This is a genomic window from Paraburkholderia terricola (assembly GCF_003330825.1).
In the GTDB taxonomy this organism is placed as follows: domain Bacteria; phylum Pseudomonadota; class Gammaproteobacteria; order Burkholderiales; family Burkholderiaceae; genus Paraburkholderia; species Paraburkholderia terricola.
The window spans coordinates 2,467,053-2,482,629 of record NZ_CP024942.1 but is presented as its reverse complement, the minus strand read 5'-3'; the positions used below and the strand labels follow the sequence as shown (position 1 = coordinate 2,482,629).

At 62.8% G+C, this 15,577-nt stretch carries 14 protein-coding genes; 5 read left to right on the top strand and 9 right to left on the bottom strand.

Annotation, left to right across the window (positions count from 1 at the left end; all coding sequences use genetic code 11):
• Window positions 1-1,083, top strand: a complete 1,083-nt coding sequence (locus CUJ90_RS29755; RefSeq protein WP_227470941.1) for a vWA domain-containing protein — start codon at window positions 1-3, stop codon at window positions 1,081-1,083.
• Window positions 1,076-2,071 carry an isopenicillin N synthase family dioxygenase gene (locus CUJ90_RS29750; protein WP_161553737.1) on the top strand — a complete coding sequence of 332 codons (996 nt, stop codon included), beginning with the start codon at window positions 1,076-1,078 and terminating at the stop codon, window positions 2,069-2,071. Before CUJ90_RS29755 ends, CUJ90_RS29750 begins: the two co-directional genes overlap by 8 nt.
• 116 nt (window positions 2,072-2,187) lie before the next feature.
• Here the strand turns inward: CUJ90_RS29750 and CUJ90_RS29745 are convergent, their stop codons facing one another.
• A complete protein-coding gene (locus CUJ90_RS29745) occupies window positions 2,188-3,108 on the bottom strand; it encodes a LysR family transcriptional regulator (RefSeq protein WP_073430022.1) in 921 nt (306 codons plus the stop codon).
• 250 nt (window positions 3,109-3,358) lie between these two features.
• Here CUJ90_RS29745 and CUJ90_RS29740 point away from each other — a divergent pair, with 250 nt between their 5' ends.
• Entirely contained in the window at window positions 3,359-4,132 is a 774-nt protein-coding gene (locus CUJ90_RS29740) for an SDR family oxidoreductase (RefSeq protein WP_073429991.1), read from the top strand.
• A 42-nt stretch (window positions 4,133-4,174) separates the two neighbouring features.
• On the opposite strand, the gene CUJ90_RS29735 is transcribed toward CUJ90_RS29740, so the two are convergent.
• The 8 genes from CUJ90_RS29735 to CUJ90_RS29700 all read right to left on the bottom strand — a co-directional run bounded on the left by CUJ90_RS29735 (window position 4,175) and on the right by CUJ90_RS29700 (window position 12,854).
• Window positions 4,175-5,023 carry an isocitrate lyase/PEP mutase family protein gene (locus CUJ90_RS29735; protein ID WP_073429992.1) on the bottom strand — a complete coding sequence of 283 codons (849 nt, stop codon included), beginning with the start codon at window positions 5,021-5,023 and terminating at the stop codon, window positions 4,175-4,177.
• Window positions 5,024-5,208: 185 nt separating this feature from the next.
• On the bottom strand, window positions 5,209-5,634 hold the full coding sequence (locus CUJ90_RS29730) for an OsmC family protein (protein ID WP_073429993.1): 426 nt from the start codon (window positions 5,632-5,634) through the stop codon (window positions 5,209-5,211).
• Window positions 5,635-5,832: 198 nt separating this feature from the next.
• Window positions 5,833-6,387, bottom strand: a complete 555-nt coding sequence (locus CUJ90_RS29725; RefSeq protein ID WP_073429994.1) for a carboxymuconolactone decarboxylase family protein — start codon at window positions 6,385-6,387, stop codon at window positions 5,833-5,835.
• A 109-nt stretch (window positions 6,388-6,496) separates the two neighbouring features.
• Entirely contained in the window at window positions 6,497-7,351 is an 855-nt protein-coding gene (locus CUJ90_RS29720) for a MurR/RpiR family transcriptional regulator (RefSeq protein WP_073429995.1), read from the bottom strand.
• Window positions 7,352-7,507: 156 nt separating this feature from the next.
• Complete coding sequence (aspA, locus tag CUJ90_RS29715) at window positions 7,508-8,926, bottom strand: aspartate ammonia-lyase (protein WP_083086341.1); 1,419 nt, start codon at window positions 8,924-8,926, stop codon at window positions 7,508-7,510.
• Between the two features lie 103 nt (window positions 8,927-9,029).
• A complete protein-coding gene (gene cuyB, locus CUJ90_RS29710) occupies window positions 9,030-10,487 on the bottom strand; it encodes a cysteate racemase (protein WP_114164492.1) in 1,458 nt (485 codons plus the stop codon).
• On the bottom strand, window positions 10,484-11,761 hold the full coding sequence (locus CUJ90_RS29705) for a dicarboxylate/amino acid:cation symporter (protein WP_114164735.1): 1,278 nt from the start codon (window positions 11,759-11,761) through the stop codon (window positions 10,484-10,486). The genes cuyB and CUJ90_RS29705 overlap by 4 nt, the downstream gene beginning before the upstream one ends.
• Window positions 11,762-11,939: 178 nt before the next feature.
• Window positions 11,940-12,854 carry a LysR substrate-binding domain-containing protein gene (locus tag CUJ90_RS29700; RefSeq protein WP_073429999.1) on the bottom strand — a complete coding sequence of 305 codons (915 nt, stop codon included), beginning with the start codon at window positions 12,852-12,854 and terminating at the stop codon, window positions 11,940-11,942.
• Window positions 12,855-13,061: 207 nt separating this feature from the next.
• Here CUJ90_RS29700 and CUJ90_RS29695 point away from each other — a divergent pair, with 207 nt between their 5' ends.
• Together CUJ90_RS29695 and CUJ90_RS29690 are read left to right on the top strand one after the other, a co-directional pair.
• Entirely contained in the window at window positions 13,062-13,841 is a 780-nt protein-coding gene (locus CUJ90_RS29695) for a GntR family transcriptional regulator (protein ID WP_073430000.1), read from the top strand.
• Window positions 13,838-15,571, top strand: a complete 1,734-nt coding sequence (locus tag CUJ90_RS29690) for a fumarate reductase/succinate dehydrogenase flavoprotein subunit (RefSeq protein ID WP_114164491.1) — start codon at window positions 13,838-13,840, stop codon at window positions 15,569-15,571. Before CUJ90_RS29695 ends, CUJ90_RS29690 begins: the two co-directional genes overlap by 4 nt.
• The last annotated feature ends 6 nt before the right edge of the window (window positions 15,572-15,577 follow it).

Sequence of the window (15,577 nt, the reverse complement as noted above, 5' to 3'; positions counted from 1 at the left end):
ATGGGGAAAGCGATAAAGCCGGCCGTGCCGCGCGTGTTCGGCTACCGGCAATACGCACTGGTTGCCGCGCTTGCCCTGCTCGCCGCCGCGTTGTGGATGCCGAAGATTACGTTGATGCGCGAACGCTTCGACTACGTCGTCACGTTCGACATCACGCAAAGCATGAACGTCGAAGATGTGACGCTAAACGGTGTGCGTACGAGCCGTCTTGCGTATGCGCGCGCGGCGATGCGCGATGCGCTGCGGCGGATGCCGTGCGGATCGCGCATCGGCTGGAGCGTGTTCACGGATGCGCGCGCGCTGCTGCTGTTGCCGCCGGTCGAGGTATGCGAACACTACGACGCGCTGCTCGCGTCCCTCGACGGCATCGACGGCCGCATGCGCTGGGCGAACGCGAGCCGCATCGCCAATGGCGGCCTTTATTCGGCGATACGGCAGGCGAAGCAGATCGGCGACCACACAGCGGTGGTGTTCGTAACCGACGGTCAGGAGGCGCCGCCGCGTCCGCCGTCCGAAACATCGCTGCCGGGCATCACGACGGGCGACGTGGGCGGCTGGCTGATCGGTGTCGGCGGCGAGCGGCCCGCACCGATTCCCAGAACCGGCAACGACGGTCGCCCGGCGGGCTTCTGGCTCGCCAGCGAGGTAGTCCAAACGACGGCGGTGTCCCCCGCACGGCCTGGCGCGCCCGCTGCCGTGAGCCGGGAAGAGTTGTCGCAGGTGCGCGAAGCGTATCTGCAAACACTGTCCGGCCAGATTGGCTTCGGCTATCGCCGGCTGTGGACGCCCGCCGCGCTCGGCGACGCCCTGCTCGACTCGCGCTTTGCGCAACGCGCGCCGATCGCCGTTGATCTGCGCTGGTGCGCCGCCGTGGCCGCGTTGCTGATGCTGGCGATCACGTTCATGCCGGAGATTCGCGTGCCGCGCGCGGCGAGGATCGGGCAAGCCGGCGCCCGCCGACTCGCGACAGCGGTCACCGCTTCGAAGACCGGACGAGCGGTCATGGTTTCACGCAACGATGCCTATTCAGCCGTACACCGGCCGTTCCAGTCCGGTTTCATCGAGGAAAGACACGATGAATGACACCGCCATCCCCGTTATCGATATCGGTGCGCTGCGGCGCCTGGACCCAGCCGGCAGCCGGCGGATTGCCGCGCAACTGGGACGCGCGTGCCGTGAGACCGGGTTCTTCTGTATCGTCAATCACGGCGTGCCGGAGGCCGCGATCGATGCCGTGTTCGAGCACGCGGAGACTTTCTTTGCCCTATCGGTCGAAGAAAAAATGAAACTGTCGCTTGAACGGCATAGCCGGTGCTTCCGCGGCTATGCCCCGCTGCTGTCGGAACTGGCGGACGGCAAACGCAATGCGTATGAGCTGATGGAGTTCAGTGTCGAATTCGCGCCAAACCATCCCGATGTCGTGTCCGGCAAGCCAATGCATGGACCGAACCTCTGGCCGGCGCTCCCCGGCTATCGCGAGGCGTTGACATGCTATATCGGCCATATGGTCGGGCTCGGTTTCGATCTGATGCGAGGCATCGCGTTGAGCCTCGATTTGCAGGAAGATTTTTTCCGGCTCGCGTTCAATGACCGCCCCTTCTGGCAGTTTCGCACCGCGCATTACCCGGCCCCCAAGGATCTGCCGCAAATAGCTTCGATTCCTGCGTCAGCAGAAAAGCTCGCACAAACAGAGATTGGGGACTATAGCTGCGGTGCGCATACCGACTACGGCTGTCTGACGATGTTGCTTGCAGACAGCCCAGGGCTCGAAATTCAGACGCGCGATGGGTGCTGGACCAGCGCACCGACACTGCCCGGCGCATATGTTTGCAATATCGGCGACATGCTCCAGTATTGGACCGGAGGCCGTTATGTGGCGACGCGCCATCGTGTGAATACCGCATGCGAGCGCCTCTCACTGCCGTTCTTCTTCCAGCCCGACTACGAGACCCTCGTCGTACCGCTCGGCCAGGTTAGGGGCGCTTCCAATAATGCTTCCGCGCCGCTGCAATATGGGCCCTATGCCTTCCGGAAATACCAGGAGATTTATCCGGGGGCGAGACTCCGGTAGCTGGCTGTGCGGCCGCCTTTATCCCGGTCTCCACGCTTTCCCGCGTCCGTTCGGTTATCTCGAACCGCATCGGTCGCCGCTGTGCGACGAAAGACCGACGCCCTGATCGACCGGCTTCATTCGCCCGCACCCGAATCGCAAACGAGTTGCGCTTTCAAGAGCGCATCGAGCCAGTCGGCGAACACCTGAACCCTGCGCGACAGATGTTGCCGATGCGGATAGAGCAGGTTCATCGGCATTGGCGCAGCCCGGTATTCGGGCATCACCTCGATCAGTTCGCCCGCACGCAGATGCTGTTGCACGTCATAGGCAGGAATCTGGATCAAGCCAAGTCCTGCAAGGCAGCATGCGATATACGCCTCCGCGCTGTTGACGGTCACGCGGCCCTGGGTTGTCAACGTTCTGACAGTCTCGCCATCGAGCCATTCCCAGGGCGCGATACGCCCGCTCGTTGGCGACGCATAGTGAACGACCTGTTGGGTTGTCATGTCGCCGGGGGTGCAAGGCGTACCGTGCTGGGACAGATAGAGGGGGCTCGCAACATTGATGAGTGGCAGATCGCCCATCGGACGCGCGATCATGCCGGACTCGTGCGGCTTGCCCACGCGCAGCACGCAGTCGACGCGTTCTTCGATGAGGTCGATCGTGCGATCGGTCAGGCTGAGCGTGATGTCGATTTTCGGATAGGAGACGAGGAATCCCGGCAGTGCGGGTGCGATGATCAACCGGCCTATACGGCCTGGCACGTCGATGCGCAAGACGCCGCCCGGCCCCACCGATGTCTGCCGAAACAGGTTCTCGGTCTCCTCTACATCGGCGATCAGGCGAAGACAGCGTTCATAGAGCGCCGCGCCGTCCTGTGTCGGCGACACCTTGCGCGTTGTCCGATGCAGCAAGCGGGCGCCGATCCGTCCTTCCAGTTCCTGGATCGCCGCGGAAACCGACGAGCGGGGCAAGCCGAGCGTGTCCGCCGCGCGCGTGAAGTTCGCACATTCGACGACGCGCGCGAAGACGCGAAACAGGTCAATACGATCCACGTTCGCTCCCACCTTCGCGAGCGCGCGGCTCGCCGTCGTATCGAGCTTTCCGCAGGGGATGCAGTCCATCGGTCCGGCACGCGCGCGCGCCGCCGGTCTCACTCATCGTCATGTGCAGGCACGCCCTTCCACTGTTCGACTTTTCTGACCAGTGATGTCAGAAACAGTAGGTTTAAATGATTTTCCTGGAATATATCATCGAGCAGGATGAGAGGCTGCATAGGGCGGCTTCGGCACTGGGGGATGAAACATGGCAGACCACAGCATCAAAGGCAAAACCGTCGTCATTGCGGGCGGGGCGAAAAATCTCGGTGGGCTGATTGCACGGAATCTCGCCGCGCAGGGCGCCAGGGCAGTGGCGATCCACTACAACAGCGCGAGCTCGAAAGCCGCGGCGGACGAGACACTTGCCGCGATCGAGTCGGCGGGTGCCACGGCAGTCGCTTTCCAGGCCGATCTGACCTCGGCCGGCGCGGTCGAGAAGCTGTTTTCGGATGTCGTCGCCGCCGTCGGCCGCCCCGATATTGCAATCAACACGGTAGGCAAGGTGTTGAAAAAGCCGTTCGTCGATATCACCGAGGCCGAATACGATGAAATGACGGCGGTGAATTCCAAGTCTGCGTTCTTCTTTCTCAGAGAGGCAGGCAAGCACGTCAACGATAATGGCAAGATCGTCACGCTCGTCACGTCGCTGCTTGGCGCGTTCACCCCGTTTTACGCGGCCTATGCGGGCACCAAGGCGCCGGTCGAACATTTCACACGCGCGGCGGCCAAGGAATTCGGCGCGCGCGGTATCTCCGTAACGGCCGTCGGCCCCGGGCCCATGGACACGCCGTTCTTCTATCCCGCCGAAGGTGCGGACGCGGTGGCTTACCACAAGTCGGCCGCCGCACTCTCGCCGTTCTCCTCGACTGGTTTGACCGACATCGGGGATGTGGTGCCCTTCATCCGCCATCTGGTCAGCGACGGGTGGTGGATCAACGGGCAAACCATTCTGATCAACGGCGGTTACACGACCAAGTAAGTGGGCGAATGGAATCCCTCACCCTCTCTTTCTGACGCCGTCTCAGCCCGGCTTCTGCCACTTCCGCGCGGCCGTGCTGAAGAGCTGGTTGATTTCGTTGCCGCTCACCGCGTCTTTCGTGTAACTGAACGTGCCGTGATCGCGCATCTCGTGCGCCGCGCGCAGAAACGCGCCCAGCGCGGCACGAGCGAGCGAGCCGCCCACGCTCACGCGGCGCACGCCTAGCGCCCGCAACTCGTCGAAACTGAGCAGCACGCCTTGCAGTCCCATCAACACATTCACCGGCCGCTCGAGCGCGCCCACCACGGCGGCGATCTCTTCGCGCGTCTTCAGACCCGGCGCGTAAAGCACGTCCGCGCCGGCTTGCTGGTAAGCCTGCAAACGCCGGATCGTATCGTCGAGGTCGGGGCGGCCCACCAGATAGTTTTCCGAGCGGGCCGTGAGCGTGAACGGAAACGGCAGCGCGCGAGCCGCGACCACCGCGGCGCGCACGCGCTCCACGGCGGCCTCGAACGGGTAGACCGGTTCGTCGGCTCGGCCGGTCGCGTCCTCGATCGAGCCGCCGACCACCCCTGCCGCCGCCGCTTGCGCGATGGTTTCGGCGCAGTCCTCGGGGGCGTCGCCGAAACCGTTTTCCAGATCGGCGCTGACCGGCAGAGCGGTGGCGCCGGCGATTTCGCCGAGGTGCACCATCATCTGCGCGCGGCCGATGGCGTTATCCGGCAAGCCGCGCGAAAACGCATAGCCCGCGCTGCTGGTGGCGAGCGCCTTGAAGCCGGCCAGCGCGAGCAGCCGCGCGCTGCCGATGTCCCACGGGTTCGGGATGATGAAGGCTTCGCCGGCTGTGTGATACGAACGGAAGAGCTGAGCTTTTTCTGATTGCGTTGTCATCTGCGGTTCCATGAAAGACCGACCCGGCCCGGCGCATGATCGCGGCGCACTGGCGGATCGTTGAGATTGCCGGTCAACGGGTAAAAGCCGGCGGCGGGTTTCGCCCCGCGCGCCGGCCGCATTGCGTCGACGGCCTGAGAAAGCCTGGGAACAGCAAGAACCCGGGTACGCACCCAGGCGCGAACTCAGGTTTCGAGTTTGGCGTCCATCGTGATCGTGGCGTTCAGAACCTTGGACACCGGACAACCCGCCTTGGCGTCCGCGGTGGCCTTGTCGAACGCGGTTTTGTCGCCGCCGGGAATCTTGACCGCCACGTCCAGATGCACGGCGGTGATGGCAAAACCGCCGCCCTCCTTATCGAGCGTGACGGTGGCCGTCGTGCCGATACGTTCGGGCGTGATGCCGGCCTTGCCCAGTTCCGCCGATAGCGCCATCGAGAAACACCCCGCGTGCGCAGCCGCGATCAGTTCTTCGGGATTCGTGCCGATGCCGTCCGCGAAGCGCGTGGAAAACGAGTACTGGGTCTCCTTGAGTACGCCGCTGTCGGTGGAAATCGAGCCCTTGCCGTCTTGCAGGCCGCCTTGCCAGACTGCTGATGCCTTGCGCTTCATCGCTCTCTCCTGTTTGTGCCCTGCTTCGCGCGCTCCACGACCTGAGCTGATGCCCGCCGCAACGGTCCCGCCCGAATGTTCCGCGGTGTCGGCATGGGTCGCGAGTCTCGCGCGGCGCGGTGGGCGGGGGCGTGGACCGGACTTCATCATAGGCGCTTCCGTGCGTCGGCGTCATGACGGGCGGCATGCTGCACTGCGCTACCCGGCGAAGGGCAAGCTGTCCTGCCCGGCCGCCCGCATGTCGAACACGTTGAGCGTCATCGCGACCAGCGCGTAGTAGCCGAGCAGACCCACCAGGTTGATCACCACCTGATGCCCGAAGCGCTCGACGGCCTTCGCATAGGTCGCATCCGATACGCGTTGAGTGTCGTACAGTTCGCTCGCGAAGTCGTGGATCAACGCGTCGTCGGCATCAGCGAAAACCGGGCGCCGCCGCTGGCGGATCGCCTCGGCGTCCGCTTCGGCCACGCCCGCTTGCAACGCGATCGGATGGTGGATGGTCCACTCGGCCTGCGCCCGCCAGCGCGCCGCCGTGACCAGAATCGCCAGTTCCGACAGGCGCAGCGGCAAGCCTGTCCGATAGCGGCAGAACGCGCCCAGGCGCTGCGCGTGTTGCGCGAGTTCGGGACTATGAATCCAGCCGAGAAACGGACCGTTCAGATTGCCGCGCGGCCCGGACAAAATCTCGTCCAGAACCGCCTTCTGTTCGGGCGTGGCATCGGACGGTTCGAAATGAGGCAAACGTTCGGTCATCGTCGGTCTCGCAAGTTGCAGAGTTGTTTTCAAACGGCGGCAAGTGCGCTGTCGATGGCATCGAGCAACGCTGCCTGACAGCGAAGATCAACAGTTTCAGACGCGAAACTCAGGGGACGTAGGCGCCCTTGGCATGCAGCGACTGTTCGGCGATGGCGAGTTGTTCGACCGCATCCGTGCCTTCGAGCGCGAGCAGATGCGCGACCAGCGACTCGGCAATCGCCGTGGCCGCGACCAGTGACGGAAAGAACGACGGACTCTCGTGCGAAAAAATCAGCACCTTGTCCGCATTGAGCGCGATGGGGGAGACCGCGCTGTCGGTGATCGCAATCAGCTTGCTGCCCTTTTCCAGTGCGGCTTCCGCCACGCGCGCGGCCTCCACCGAATACGGCGCGAAACTGATGACGATGGTCGCGCTGTCGCGTTCGACCGTGCGCAATTGCATTTCCAGCGTGCCGGCCTCGCCGTTGAGCAGCGACACCGACGAACGGAACAACCGGTAGCCGTACACGAGACCGAACGCCACCGCGTAACACGAGCGAAACCCCGCCACGTGCACATGCGGCGCGCGCCGCAACAGCCGTGCCGCTTCCACGATCACGCGACCATTGTGCGCGGCGGTGACTTCGAGATTGTGCTGCTGCGCGACCAGCAGATCGTTCGCCAGCGCGTCTTTGGACTTGACGAGCGAACGTGCGCGGCTGGTGAGCGGCTCGGGCCGCGTGCGCACGCGCGCGACGAACAGGTTGCGCAATTCATTCCAGCCGGGGAAACCGAGTTGCTGCGACAAACGCACCAGCGACGCCGGTTGCACCTGGGCGCGCTCGGCCACCTTGCGCATCGACGAGACCGCGACTTCGTCGGGATGATCGAGCAGGAAGGCCGCCCCCATCTGAAACTGCGGACTCAGTTCGGAGAAGCGCGCGCGGATCAGGACGGCAAGCTGGTCGAAGCTGTCTGGCATGCGATGGTCCGGGCAAGCGGCCGAGAAAGTTGACAACAAATGTTACCACCCGGTGCATCGCATCCAACAGCGCTGTCACCGGGATGTGGGCTCGTCGGCACGGCATGCCGGCAACCGAAGCGGAACCCGCCCAGCCCCGGCGTGTGAATCACCGGATCAGTCGAATGCGATCGCCTGGCGCGGCTGGGTCAGCATGGCGGGTTGCAGGATCTCGTCGAGTTGCGCGCGCGTGAGAAGGCCGCGCTCGACAACGATTTCCGCGACGCCTCTGCCAGAGATGAGTGCCTGCTGCGCGACCTGGGTCGCATTCACATAGCCGATGTACGGGTTGAGCGCGGTCACGATGCCGATGGAGTTCTCGACGAGGGCCTGCAGTCGTTCGCGGTTCGCGGTAATGCCGTCCACGCACTTCGATGCCAGCGTGAGACAGCCCGCCCGCAAATGCGCAACGCTCTTGAAGAGGCTGTGTGCGATCACCGGCTCGAACGCATTCAGTTGCAACTGCCCCGCTTCCGCCGCGAAGGTGACGGTCACGTCGTTGCCGATGACTTCGAATGCAATCTGGTTCACCACTTCGGGAATAACCGGGTTCACCTTGCCGGGCATGATGCTCGAGCCCGCCTGAACGGCAGGCAGGTTGATTTCTCCAAAGCCCGCACGAGGACCGCTCGAAAGCAGCCGGAGGTCATTGCATATCTTCGAGAGCTTGACCGCCACGCGCTTCAGCACGCCCGACAATTGCACGAAGGAGCCGACGTCTTGCGTGGCCTCGACGAGATTCGGCGAAGTGGTGACCGGAATTCCCGTGATGCCGGCAAGATGGCGACACACGAGCGGCGCGTAGTCGGGCGACGTGTTAATGCCAGTGCCAATTGCCGTTGCCCCCAGATTGATTTCGCAGATCAGCGTCGAAGCCTCCATCAAGCGCGCTTCGTCCTCGCCGAGCATCACGGCGAACGTGCTGAATTCTTGACCCAGCGTCATGGGCACGGCGTCCTGCAACTGGGTCCGCCCCATCTTCAGGTCGTTTTTGAATTCCTCCGCCTTGCGCTCGAATGAAGCACGCAGCACAGCCATCGCGTGAACGAGTTGGACAATGCCCATGTAAGCCGCGATTTTCAGTGCAGTCGGGTAGACATCGTTGGTGCTTTGCCCAAGATTGACGTCCTCGTTGGGGTGTAGCGCCGCGTAGTCGCCGCGTCCATAGCCCAGGTACTCGAGCGCGAGATTGGCAATGACCTCGTTGGCATTCATGTTCGTGGATGTGCCGGCACCGCCCTGAATGACATCGACCACGAACTGGTCATGTGCGACGCCGCTACGAATCGCGTGGCATGCTTGCACGATGGCCTTCATCTTGTGGTCCGGCAGCAAACCTAGATCGTGATTGGCCAACGCGGCTGCTTCCTTCACGCTGGCGAGCGCATTCACCAGATTCGGGTACGTCGAGATGGGAATACCCGTGATCGGGAAGTTCTGCAGCGCGCGCAGGGTATGCACGCCGTAATAGGCCTCGTCGGGGACGGGTAGATCGCCAAGGAGGTCGTGTTCGATACGTTCAGTGCGGGTTGACATGTGATGCTCCGATGCAAAAAAAGGACGAACCGGGCGCGCCGCCCAGTTCACGAACCGAGCGGAGAAATCGCTGTTTTTCAGGGGCCCGAGGGCTGATGCGCGCTCAGTCGGCGGCGCCCATCGCGTGCGCGACGCACTGCCGCGCGAGCACTTCGGTGGGGTCGACAAGCCGCACGCGCACGCCATTGCCGCCGATGAATTCACCGTCCGGAAGAAGCATGGGAAGCTCGGTGCATCCCAGCACGATGACTTCGACGCCCTCGGCAATCAGTCCTTCGACGGCCGCGGCAATGTCCTCCTGACACTCACCGGTCGTAAAGCCGGCTTTGACGCCCTTCTTTCCGTAGATGGCGTCCATCACGCGCGCCTGCAGCGCGGGGCCTGGCGCCATCTGCCGCAGTCCCCGCGATTCGAGCGCCTTTCGGTACACGCCGCTGTCGATCGTGCCCGACGTCGCCAGCACGCCGACATCGCGCAGACCGGGAAACGCCTCGCGCAGATAGTCAACGGTGACAGTGAGCATGTTGACGATGGGGATGCCGAGATACGGCTGAATCCGGTCGACGAACGCGTGGGCCGTGTTGCATGGAATGGCGATGAGGTCCGCTTCACCGTCTTCGAGCTTCTTGCACGTCGCGTAGAGCGAAATGGTCGGGTCCGCGCCGTTGCCGACAAGGTTCTCCGTTCGGTCGGGAATCTGGGGGTTCTGTTCGACCAGCAATTTGATGTGATCCTGGTCGCGCGACGCCGGGGTATTGCGGACGATCTTGTTGAGGAAATCAATGGTCGCAGCGGGGCCGACACCGCCCACCACGCCGACCTTGAAAACCGTATCGGGCGAGCTGGATCGGTCTGAGACGACATATTGCGCATACGCCATGTTCGAGTCGACGAGCGGCACTTTCAGCGGACCCGTTTCCTCGGCCACGAGCGCAATCTCCGTCATGCCCGGCACGATCACATCGACGCCCTGATCGGTCAGGTCATCGCAGGCGGCACGCAGCAGCGCGACGGCACGGCCGCCCAGATTGCCGCTTTTGATGCCGTCGGCACCATAGACGGCTTGCGTCACGAGGTCGGTATCGCCGAGTGCGCGCGGGTGCACGACCTCGAATCGCGGAGCGGGAAAGTACCGTTCAAAGAGCCGCATTTCGCGCACGTAGTCGGATGCGAGCACGCCGATACGTTTCGCGTCGGGAAACTTGCGCTGAACATGGCTGCGAACCGCGTCGACAATGTTCGCGATCGGCGGACTCGTATTTGCCTTCAACTCGTCGATGAAGGTATGACTGAGAAAGCATGGCAGCACGATCGTGCTCACGCCGCGCTTCTCGAAATCGCGGATCATGTCGAAGATATAAAGCTTACGCTCCGTGGTGGCGGCGCTGCCGGAACCCGAACCCCTGAACGGACGCTGCTCGAAAATGATGTCGGCATGTTCGGCGTCGGACAAGGCCGGCGTCGCCTTCACCAGTTTGAAAAATACGTCGGCACTGGCCAGTGGACCCAAGCCGCCCACCACGCCCAGCTTGCGCCTGCTCTTCATCGGGGCGGCGCTCATCGAGCCTCGACCTCCGCCGGCTCGAACGCCATGTCGCCCGGCGCCGGTTCACGCGCGGCCTCCCATTTCGCGATCACGGCGGTGGCGACGCTGTTGCCGATCACGTTGGTCATCGTGCGGCCCATGTCGAGAACCTGGTCGATGGCGAGAACCAACGCGACGCCGGCAGCGGGCAGATGAAACATCGGCGCGACAGCCGCGACCACCACCACCGACCCGCGCGGCACGCTTGCCATTCCCTTGCTGCTCAACATGAGAATCAGCAGCATGAATATCTGCTGCGAAACGGGCATATCGACACCGAAGGCCTGGGCGATGAAAATCGCCGCGAATGCCTGGTACATCATCGAACCATCGAGGTTGAACGCGTAACCCAGTGGCAGCGTGAAGCCGACCACTTTCTTGTCGACGCCGAACTTCTCCAGTTGCTCGGTAAGACGCGGATAGGCCGCCTCGCTGCTCGCGGTGGAAAAGGCGATCATCGCCGGCTCGCGCACAGCCTTCAGCAGACTCACCACTTTGCGACCGAGAAACGCATATCCGATGGCGATGAGAATGGCCCACAGTACGAACAGCCCAAGATAGAACGAGCCGATCAGCTTGCCGTACGTGTAGATCACGTCGAGGCCGCGCAGCGTCACCGTCGATGCGATCGCACCGAACACCCCGAGCGGCGCGGCGCGCATCACGTAGTTCGTCAGCCGCAGCATGACCGGGACCATTCCGTCGATCGCCTGAATGACGATGCCGACACGCGAGTCGCGCTTGAGCGCGCTGAGACCGACGCCAAGGAAAAGCGAAAAGACCAGGATCTGCAGAATGTCGTTGCGCGCCATCGCATCGAACAGGCTGGTCGGAAACGCGTGCGTGACGACGTCCTTGACGTTCAGCGCCGAGGTGTTGAGGCCCGTGCTCACCTCGCCGGCACCCACCGTCAGATGCAGTCCGGCGCCGGGTTGCAACGCATTGGCCATGACGAGGCCGATGCCGAGCGAGACGATCGACGCGCTGACGAACCACGCGACCGAGCGCAGTCCGATACGGCCGACGTCGCCGTTGCTATCCATTCCCGCGAGGCCCGAGACGAGCGTGGCGAAAACGAGCGGCGCGATGACCATCTTGATCAGTCGCAGGAAAATATCCGTGACGATGGAAAAGTAACCGGCCACTGCTTTAAGGGTAGCGGGGTCGGTGACGGACGTGTGGCACACGTAGCCAGCCAGGATCCCGAGAAGCATCGCGGCTGCGATGCTCAGAGTAAGGCGATTCTTCATGTTCATCCGTCCCTGTGGCGGCGCCGGCGGCCGAAGTGACCGCCACGCGCGAAAGAAGGGATAAGAGCGACGCGGGCAGCGCCGCTTTCATCGTGGAACGGATGGTAGAGAGGTCAAAAAAAACGCTAATGCTGTTGCGGCATGCGCTCATGCGCGTTTCGCATAACGTGGGAAAACCCTATTCCAGCGCCGCCGCGCCGGCGCCGAGATGATGCCAGAGCGTGTCGAGAAATTCGCTGCGATTGGTCGAGTCGCGGTAGGCGCGTAGCTCCATCTGCAACTGCCAGCTCGCGGGTCCCGCCGGAACGAGTTCGCCATCGGCAAGTTCCCTTGCGATGGTGCTCCTCGGCAGCCACGCCACCCCCTCTCCTTCCATTACCAGCTTCTTGAGAACCTCCGCCATGTCGGACTCGTAGTGCAGACGCAATGACAACGCGTCCGAGGTCCGCTTCAACAGCAGGGCCTGGCACCGTCCAAAGTAGCTGGTCTCGGTGTAGGAGATAAGCGGTAGCGGACGCTGCTTCGTCCCCGGCAGGCGGAACTTCGGGCCGGCACGCTCGTTGGGTCGGCTGGCCGGCATCAGGGTATCGAGACCGACCGTGACATGCTCATACCTGGCGGGATCCAGGTGCAGAGGCAGTTCAGGATGATGATAGGCGAACATCAGCTCGCAGTTGCCGTTCACGAGCATGAGAATCGAGTCGTGAACGTTTGTCGGGATCACACGAGCACGCACTTCGCCGAATTGAGGAGCGAGCGCCTTGAGCCACGTCGGCAGGAAGTTCAGAGCGATGGTGTGCCCCGCGCAAATCTGCAGGCTCTTGCCCGCGATGCGCTGCTCGGTACGGATGATGGCTCGCGTATCGAATAGCCGGGCCAGGATGTCTTCGGCGACTTCGCGAAACAGTTGGCCGGCTGGTGTGAGGACCGGCGGAAAGCTGCTGCGGTCGATCAGCTCGGCGCCGACCCATTGTTCAAGCGACTGAATCCTGCGACTAAAGCCCGACTGAGTGACATTGCGAAACTCCGCTGCCCGCGAAAAGCTTTGGTACTGAGCAAGGGCGATGAAATCTTCTATCCATTTGATTTCCATTTGAGCCTTCGGGTCAGCCTTTGACGGAGGCCCGATTGTAGCCGGTGCGCGAGTCCGCGAAGTCATGCAATCGAATTGAAAGCGGACAGCGACTCCAACGCGTCACCGCAGAAAAGCAAACCACAAATTCTTCGTTCGCCCGCCGACGCTCCGTCACTAGACTGTGAAGCAACTTGTCATAACAAGTACAGGCAACCCGACGACACCATGCAACAACCCGCCCCGGCCATCGTGCTGCCCCTTCCCGCGCCGCCGCTCTACGAGCGGATCAAGACGGAACTGCGACTGCGCATCCTGAACGGCAGTTATGCCGCGCACGCGCGGATGCCGTCTGAAAACGAACTGTGCGCGATGTTCAACGTCAGCCGCATCACCGTGCGCCAGGCGCTCGGCGATCTGCAGAAAGAAGGCCTCGTCTTCAAGCTTCACGGCAAGGGCACCTTCGTCTCCAAACCGAAAGCCTTTCAGAACGTCAGCGCGTTGCAAGGTTTCGCCGAAGCGATGTCGTCGATGGGATACGAAATCGTCAACCAGGTCAGACAGATCCGCTTCATCGCCGCCAACGCGCGAATCGCCGGTCGCCTCGATCTGCCGGAAAGCGCAAAGGTCGCCGAAATCCGTCGCGTGCGGCTGCTCGATCGTGAACCGGTCTCGCTCGAAATCACCTGGCTGCCGGAAGCATTGGGCAAGCGCATTGCCAACGCCGACCTCGTCACGCGCGACATCTTTCTGATTCTGGAGAACGATTGCGGCGTGCCGCTCGGCCACGCCGACGTCTCGATCGACGCCATTCTGGCCGACGACGAAATCGCCGCAGCATTGAGCGTGGAGGAAGGCAGCCCGGTACTTCGGATCGAACGCCTCACGCACGCCGCGGACGGCACGCCGATCGATTACGAATACCTCTATTTTCGTGGCGATGCGTTTCGCTACCGTTTGCGCGTCGACCGTCAAAAAGAACCGAACAGCACAAGGAACACGCCATGAACACACAGGTGATCGAGTACGACGTGGTGGTGGTGGGCGGCGGGACCGCCGGTCCGATGGCCGCCGTCAAGGCGAAAGAGCAGAACCCCGATCTCAAGGTGCTATTGCTCGAAAAGGCCAACGTCAAGCGCAGCGGCGCGATTTCGATGGGTATGGACGGCCTGAACAACGCGGTCATCCCCGGCCATGCGACGCCCGAGCAATACACGAAGGAAATCACCATCGCCAACGACGGCATCGTCGATCAGGCGGCCGTGTACGCCTACGCCCGGCACAGCTTCAAGACGATCGAGGAACTCGACCGCTGGGGCGTGAAGTTCGAGAAAGACGGCACCGGCGACTACGCGGTGAAGAAAGTGCACCACATGGGCTCGTATGTTCTGCCCATGCCGGAAGGTCACGACATCAAGAAAGTGCTCTACAGGCAGCTCAAACGCGCGCGCGTTGCGATCACCAATCGCATTGTCGTTACGCGCGTGCTGACCGATGCGCAAGGACGCGCGTGCGGCGTGCTGGGTTTCGATTGCCGCACGGCGGATTTTTACGTGGTGCGCGCCAAGGCGGTCATTCTCAGTTGCGGCGCCGCGGGACGATTGGGTTTGCCCGCGTCCGGCTACCTGATGGGCACCTATGAAAACCCCACCAACGCCGGCGACGGTTACGCGATGGCTTATCACGCCGGCGCTGCGTTAGCCAATCTCGAGTGTTTCCAGATCAACCCGCTCATCAAGGACTACAACGGCCCCGCCTGCGCTTATGTGACCGGCCCGCTCGGCGGTTTCACGGCGAACGGCAAGGGCGAACGCTTCATCGAGTGCGATTACTGGAGCGGTCAGATGATGTGGGAGTTCTATCAGGAGTTGCAGAGCGGCAATGGTCCGGTGTTTCTGAAACTCGACCATCTCGCCGAGGAAACCATTCAAACGATCGAGCAGATCCTGCACACCAACGAGCGCCCGAGCCGCGGACGCTTTCATGCGGGACGCGGCACCGATTACCGCCAGCAGATGATCGAAATGCACATCTCCGAGATCGGCTTTTGCAGCGGCCATAGCGCCTCCGGCGTCTATGTGAACGAGCGCGCCGAGACCACGGTTGCCGGTCTCTACGCGGCCGGCGACATGGCCGCGGTGCCGCACAACTATATGCTCGGCGCGTTCACCTATGGCTGGTTCGCGGGCCGCAACGCCGCGCAATACGTCGAACGCCGTGAACATGCGGCCCTCGATAGCGAGCAGATCGACGCCGAGCGGACACGCATCTACGCGCCGCTCGAACGGGAGACGGGGCTCGCTCCGGCGCAGGTCGAATACAAGCTGCGCCGCATGGTGAACGACTATCTTCAACCGCCGAAGGTCACGCGCAAGATGGAAATCGGCCTGCAACGCTTCACCGAAATCGCCGCCGACATCGAGCAGATCAAGGCCGACAACCCGCACGAACTGATGCGCGCCGCCGAGGTTCGGGCGATTCGCGACTGCGCGGAAATGGCGGCGCATGCATCGCTGTATCGCACGGAAAGCCGCTGGGGCTTGTACCACCATCGCGTCGATTATCCGCAGCGCAACGACGCGGAGTGGTTTTGCCATACACATTTAAAAAAGGACGCAACGGGCCGCATGGTCAGCGAGAAACGCGCCGTGCAACCGTACGTGGTGCCGCTCGACGATCGCGAGAGCCACGCCTATCAGAACCTGCGCATCGGCGAACCCGCGCTTGCCGACGCTTGAGGAGCG

Bases quoted from the DNA above. Each gene is read 5' to 3' on its own strand.
- aspA (WP_083086341.1), bottom strand. From the start codon at position 8,926: ATGTCAACCCGCACTGAACGTATCGAACACGACCTCCTTGGCGATCTA.
- cuyB (WP_114164492.1), bottom strand. From the start codon at position 10,487: ATGAGCGCCGCCCCGATGAAGAGCAGGCGCAAGCTGGGCGTGGTGGGC.
- CUJ90_RS29735 (WP_073429992.1), bottom strand. From the start codon at position 5,023: ATGACAACGCAATCAGAAAAAGCTCAGCTCTTCCGTTCGTATCACACA.
- CUJ90_RS29755 (WP_227470941.1), top strand. From the start codon at position 1: ATGGGGAAAGCGATAAAGCCGGCCGTGCCGCGCGTGTTCGGCTACCGG.
- CUJ90_RS29695 (WP_073430000.1), top strand. From the start codon at position 13,062: ATGCAACAACCCGCCCCGGCCATCGTGCTGCCCCTTCCCGCGCCGCCG.
- CUJ90_RS29720 (WP_073429995.1), bottom strand. From the start codon at position 7,351: ATGCCAGACAGCTTCGACCAGCTTGCCGTCCTGATCCGCGCGCGCTTC.
- CUJ90_RS29725 (WP_073429994.1), bottom strand. From the start codon at position 6,387: ATGACCGAACGTTTGCCTCATTTCGAACCGTCCGATGCCACGCCCGAA.
- CUJ90_RS29690 (WP_114164491.1), top strand. From the start codon at position 13,838: ATGAACACACAGGTGATCGAGTACGACGTGGTGGTGGTGGGCGGCGGG.
- CUJ90_RS29700 (WP_073429999.1), bottom strand. From the start codon at position 12,854: ATGGAAATCAAATGGATAGAAGATTTCATCGCCCTTGCTCAGTACCAA.
- CUJ90_RS29705 (WP_114164735.1), bottom strand. From the start codon at position 11,761: ATGAAGAATCGCCTTACTCTGAGCATCGCAGCCGCGATGCTTCTCGGG.
- CUJ90_RS29740 (WP_073429991.1), top strand. From the start codon at position 3,359: ATGGCAGACCACAGCATCAAAGGCAAAACCGTCGTCATTGCGGGCGGG.
- CUJ90_RS29730 (WP_073429993.1), bottom strand. From the start codon at position 5,634: ATGAAGCGCAAGGCATCAGCAGTCTGGCAAGGCGGCCTGCAAGACGGC.
- CUJ90_RS29750 (WP_161553737.1), top strand. From the start codon at position 1,076: ATGAATGACACCGCCATCCCCGTTATCGATATCGGTGCGCTGCGGCGC.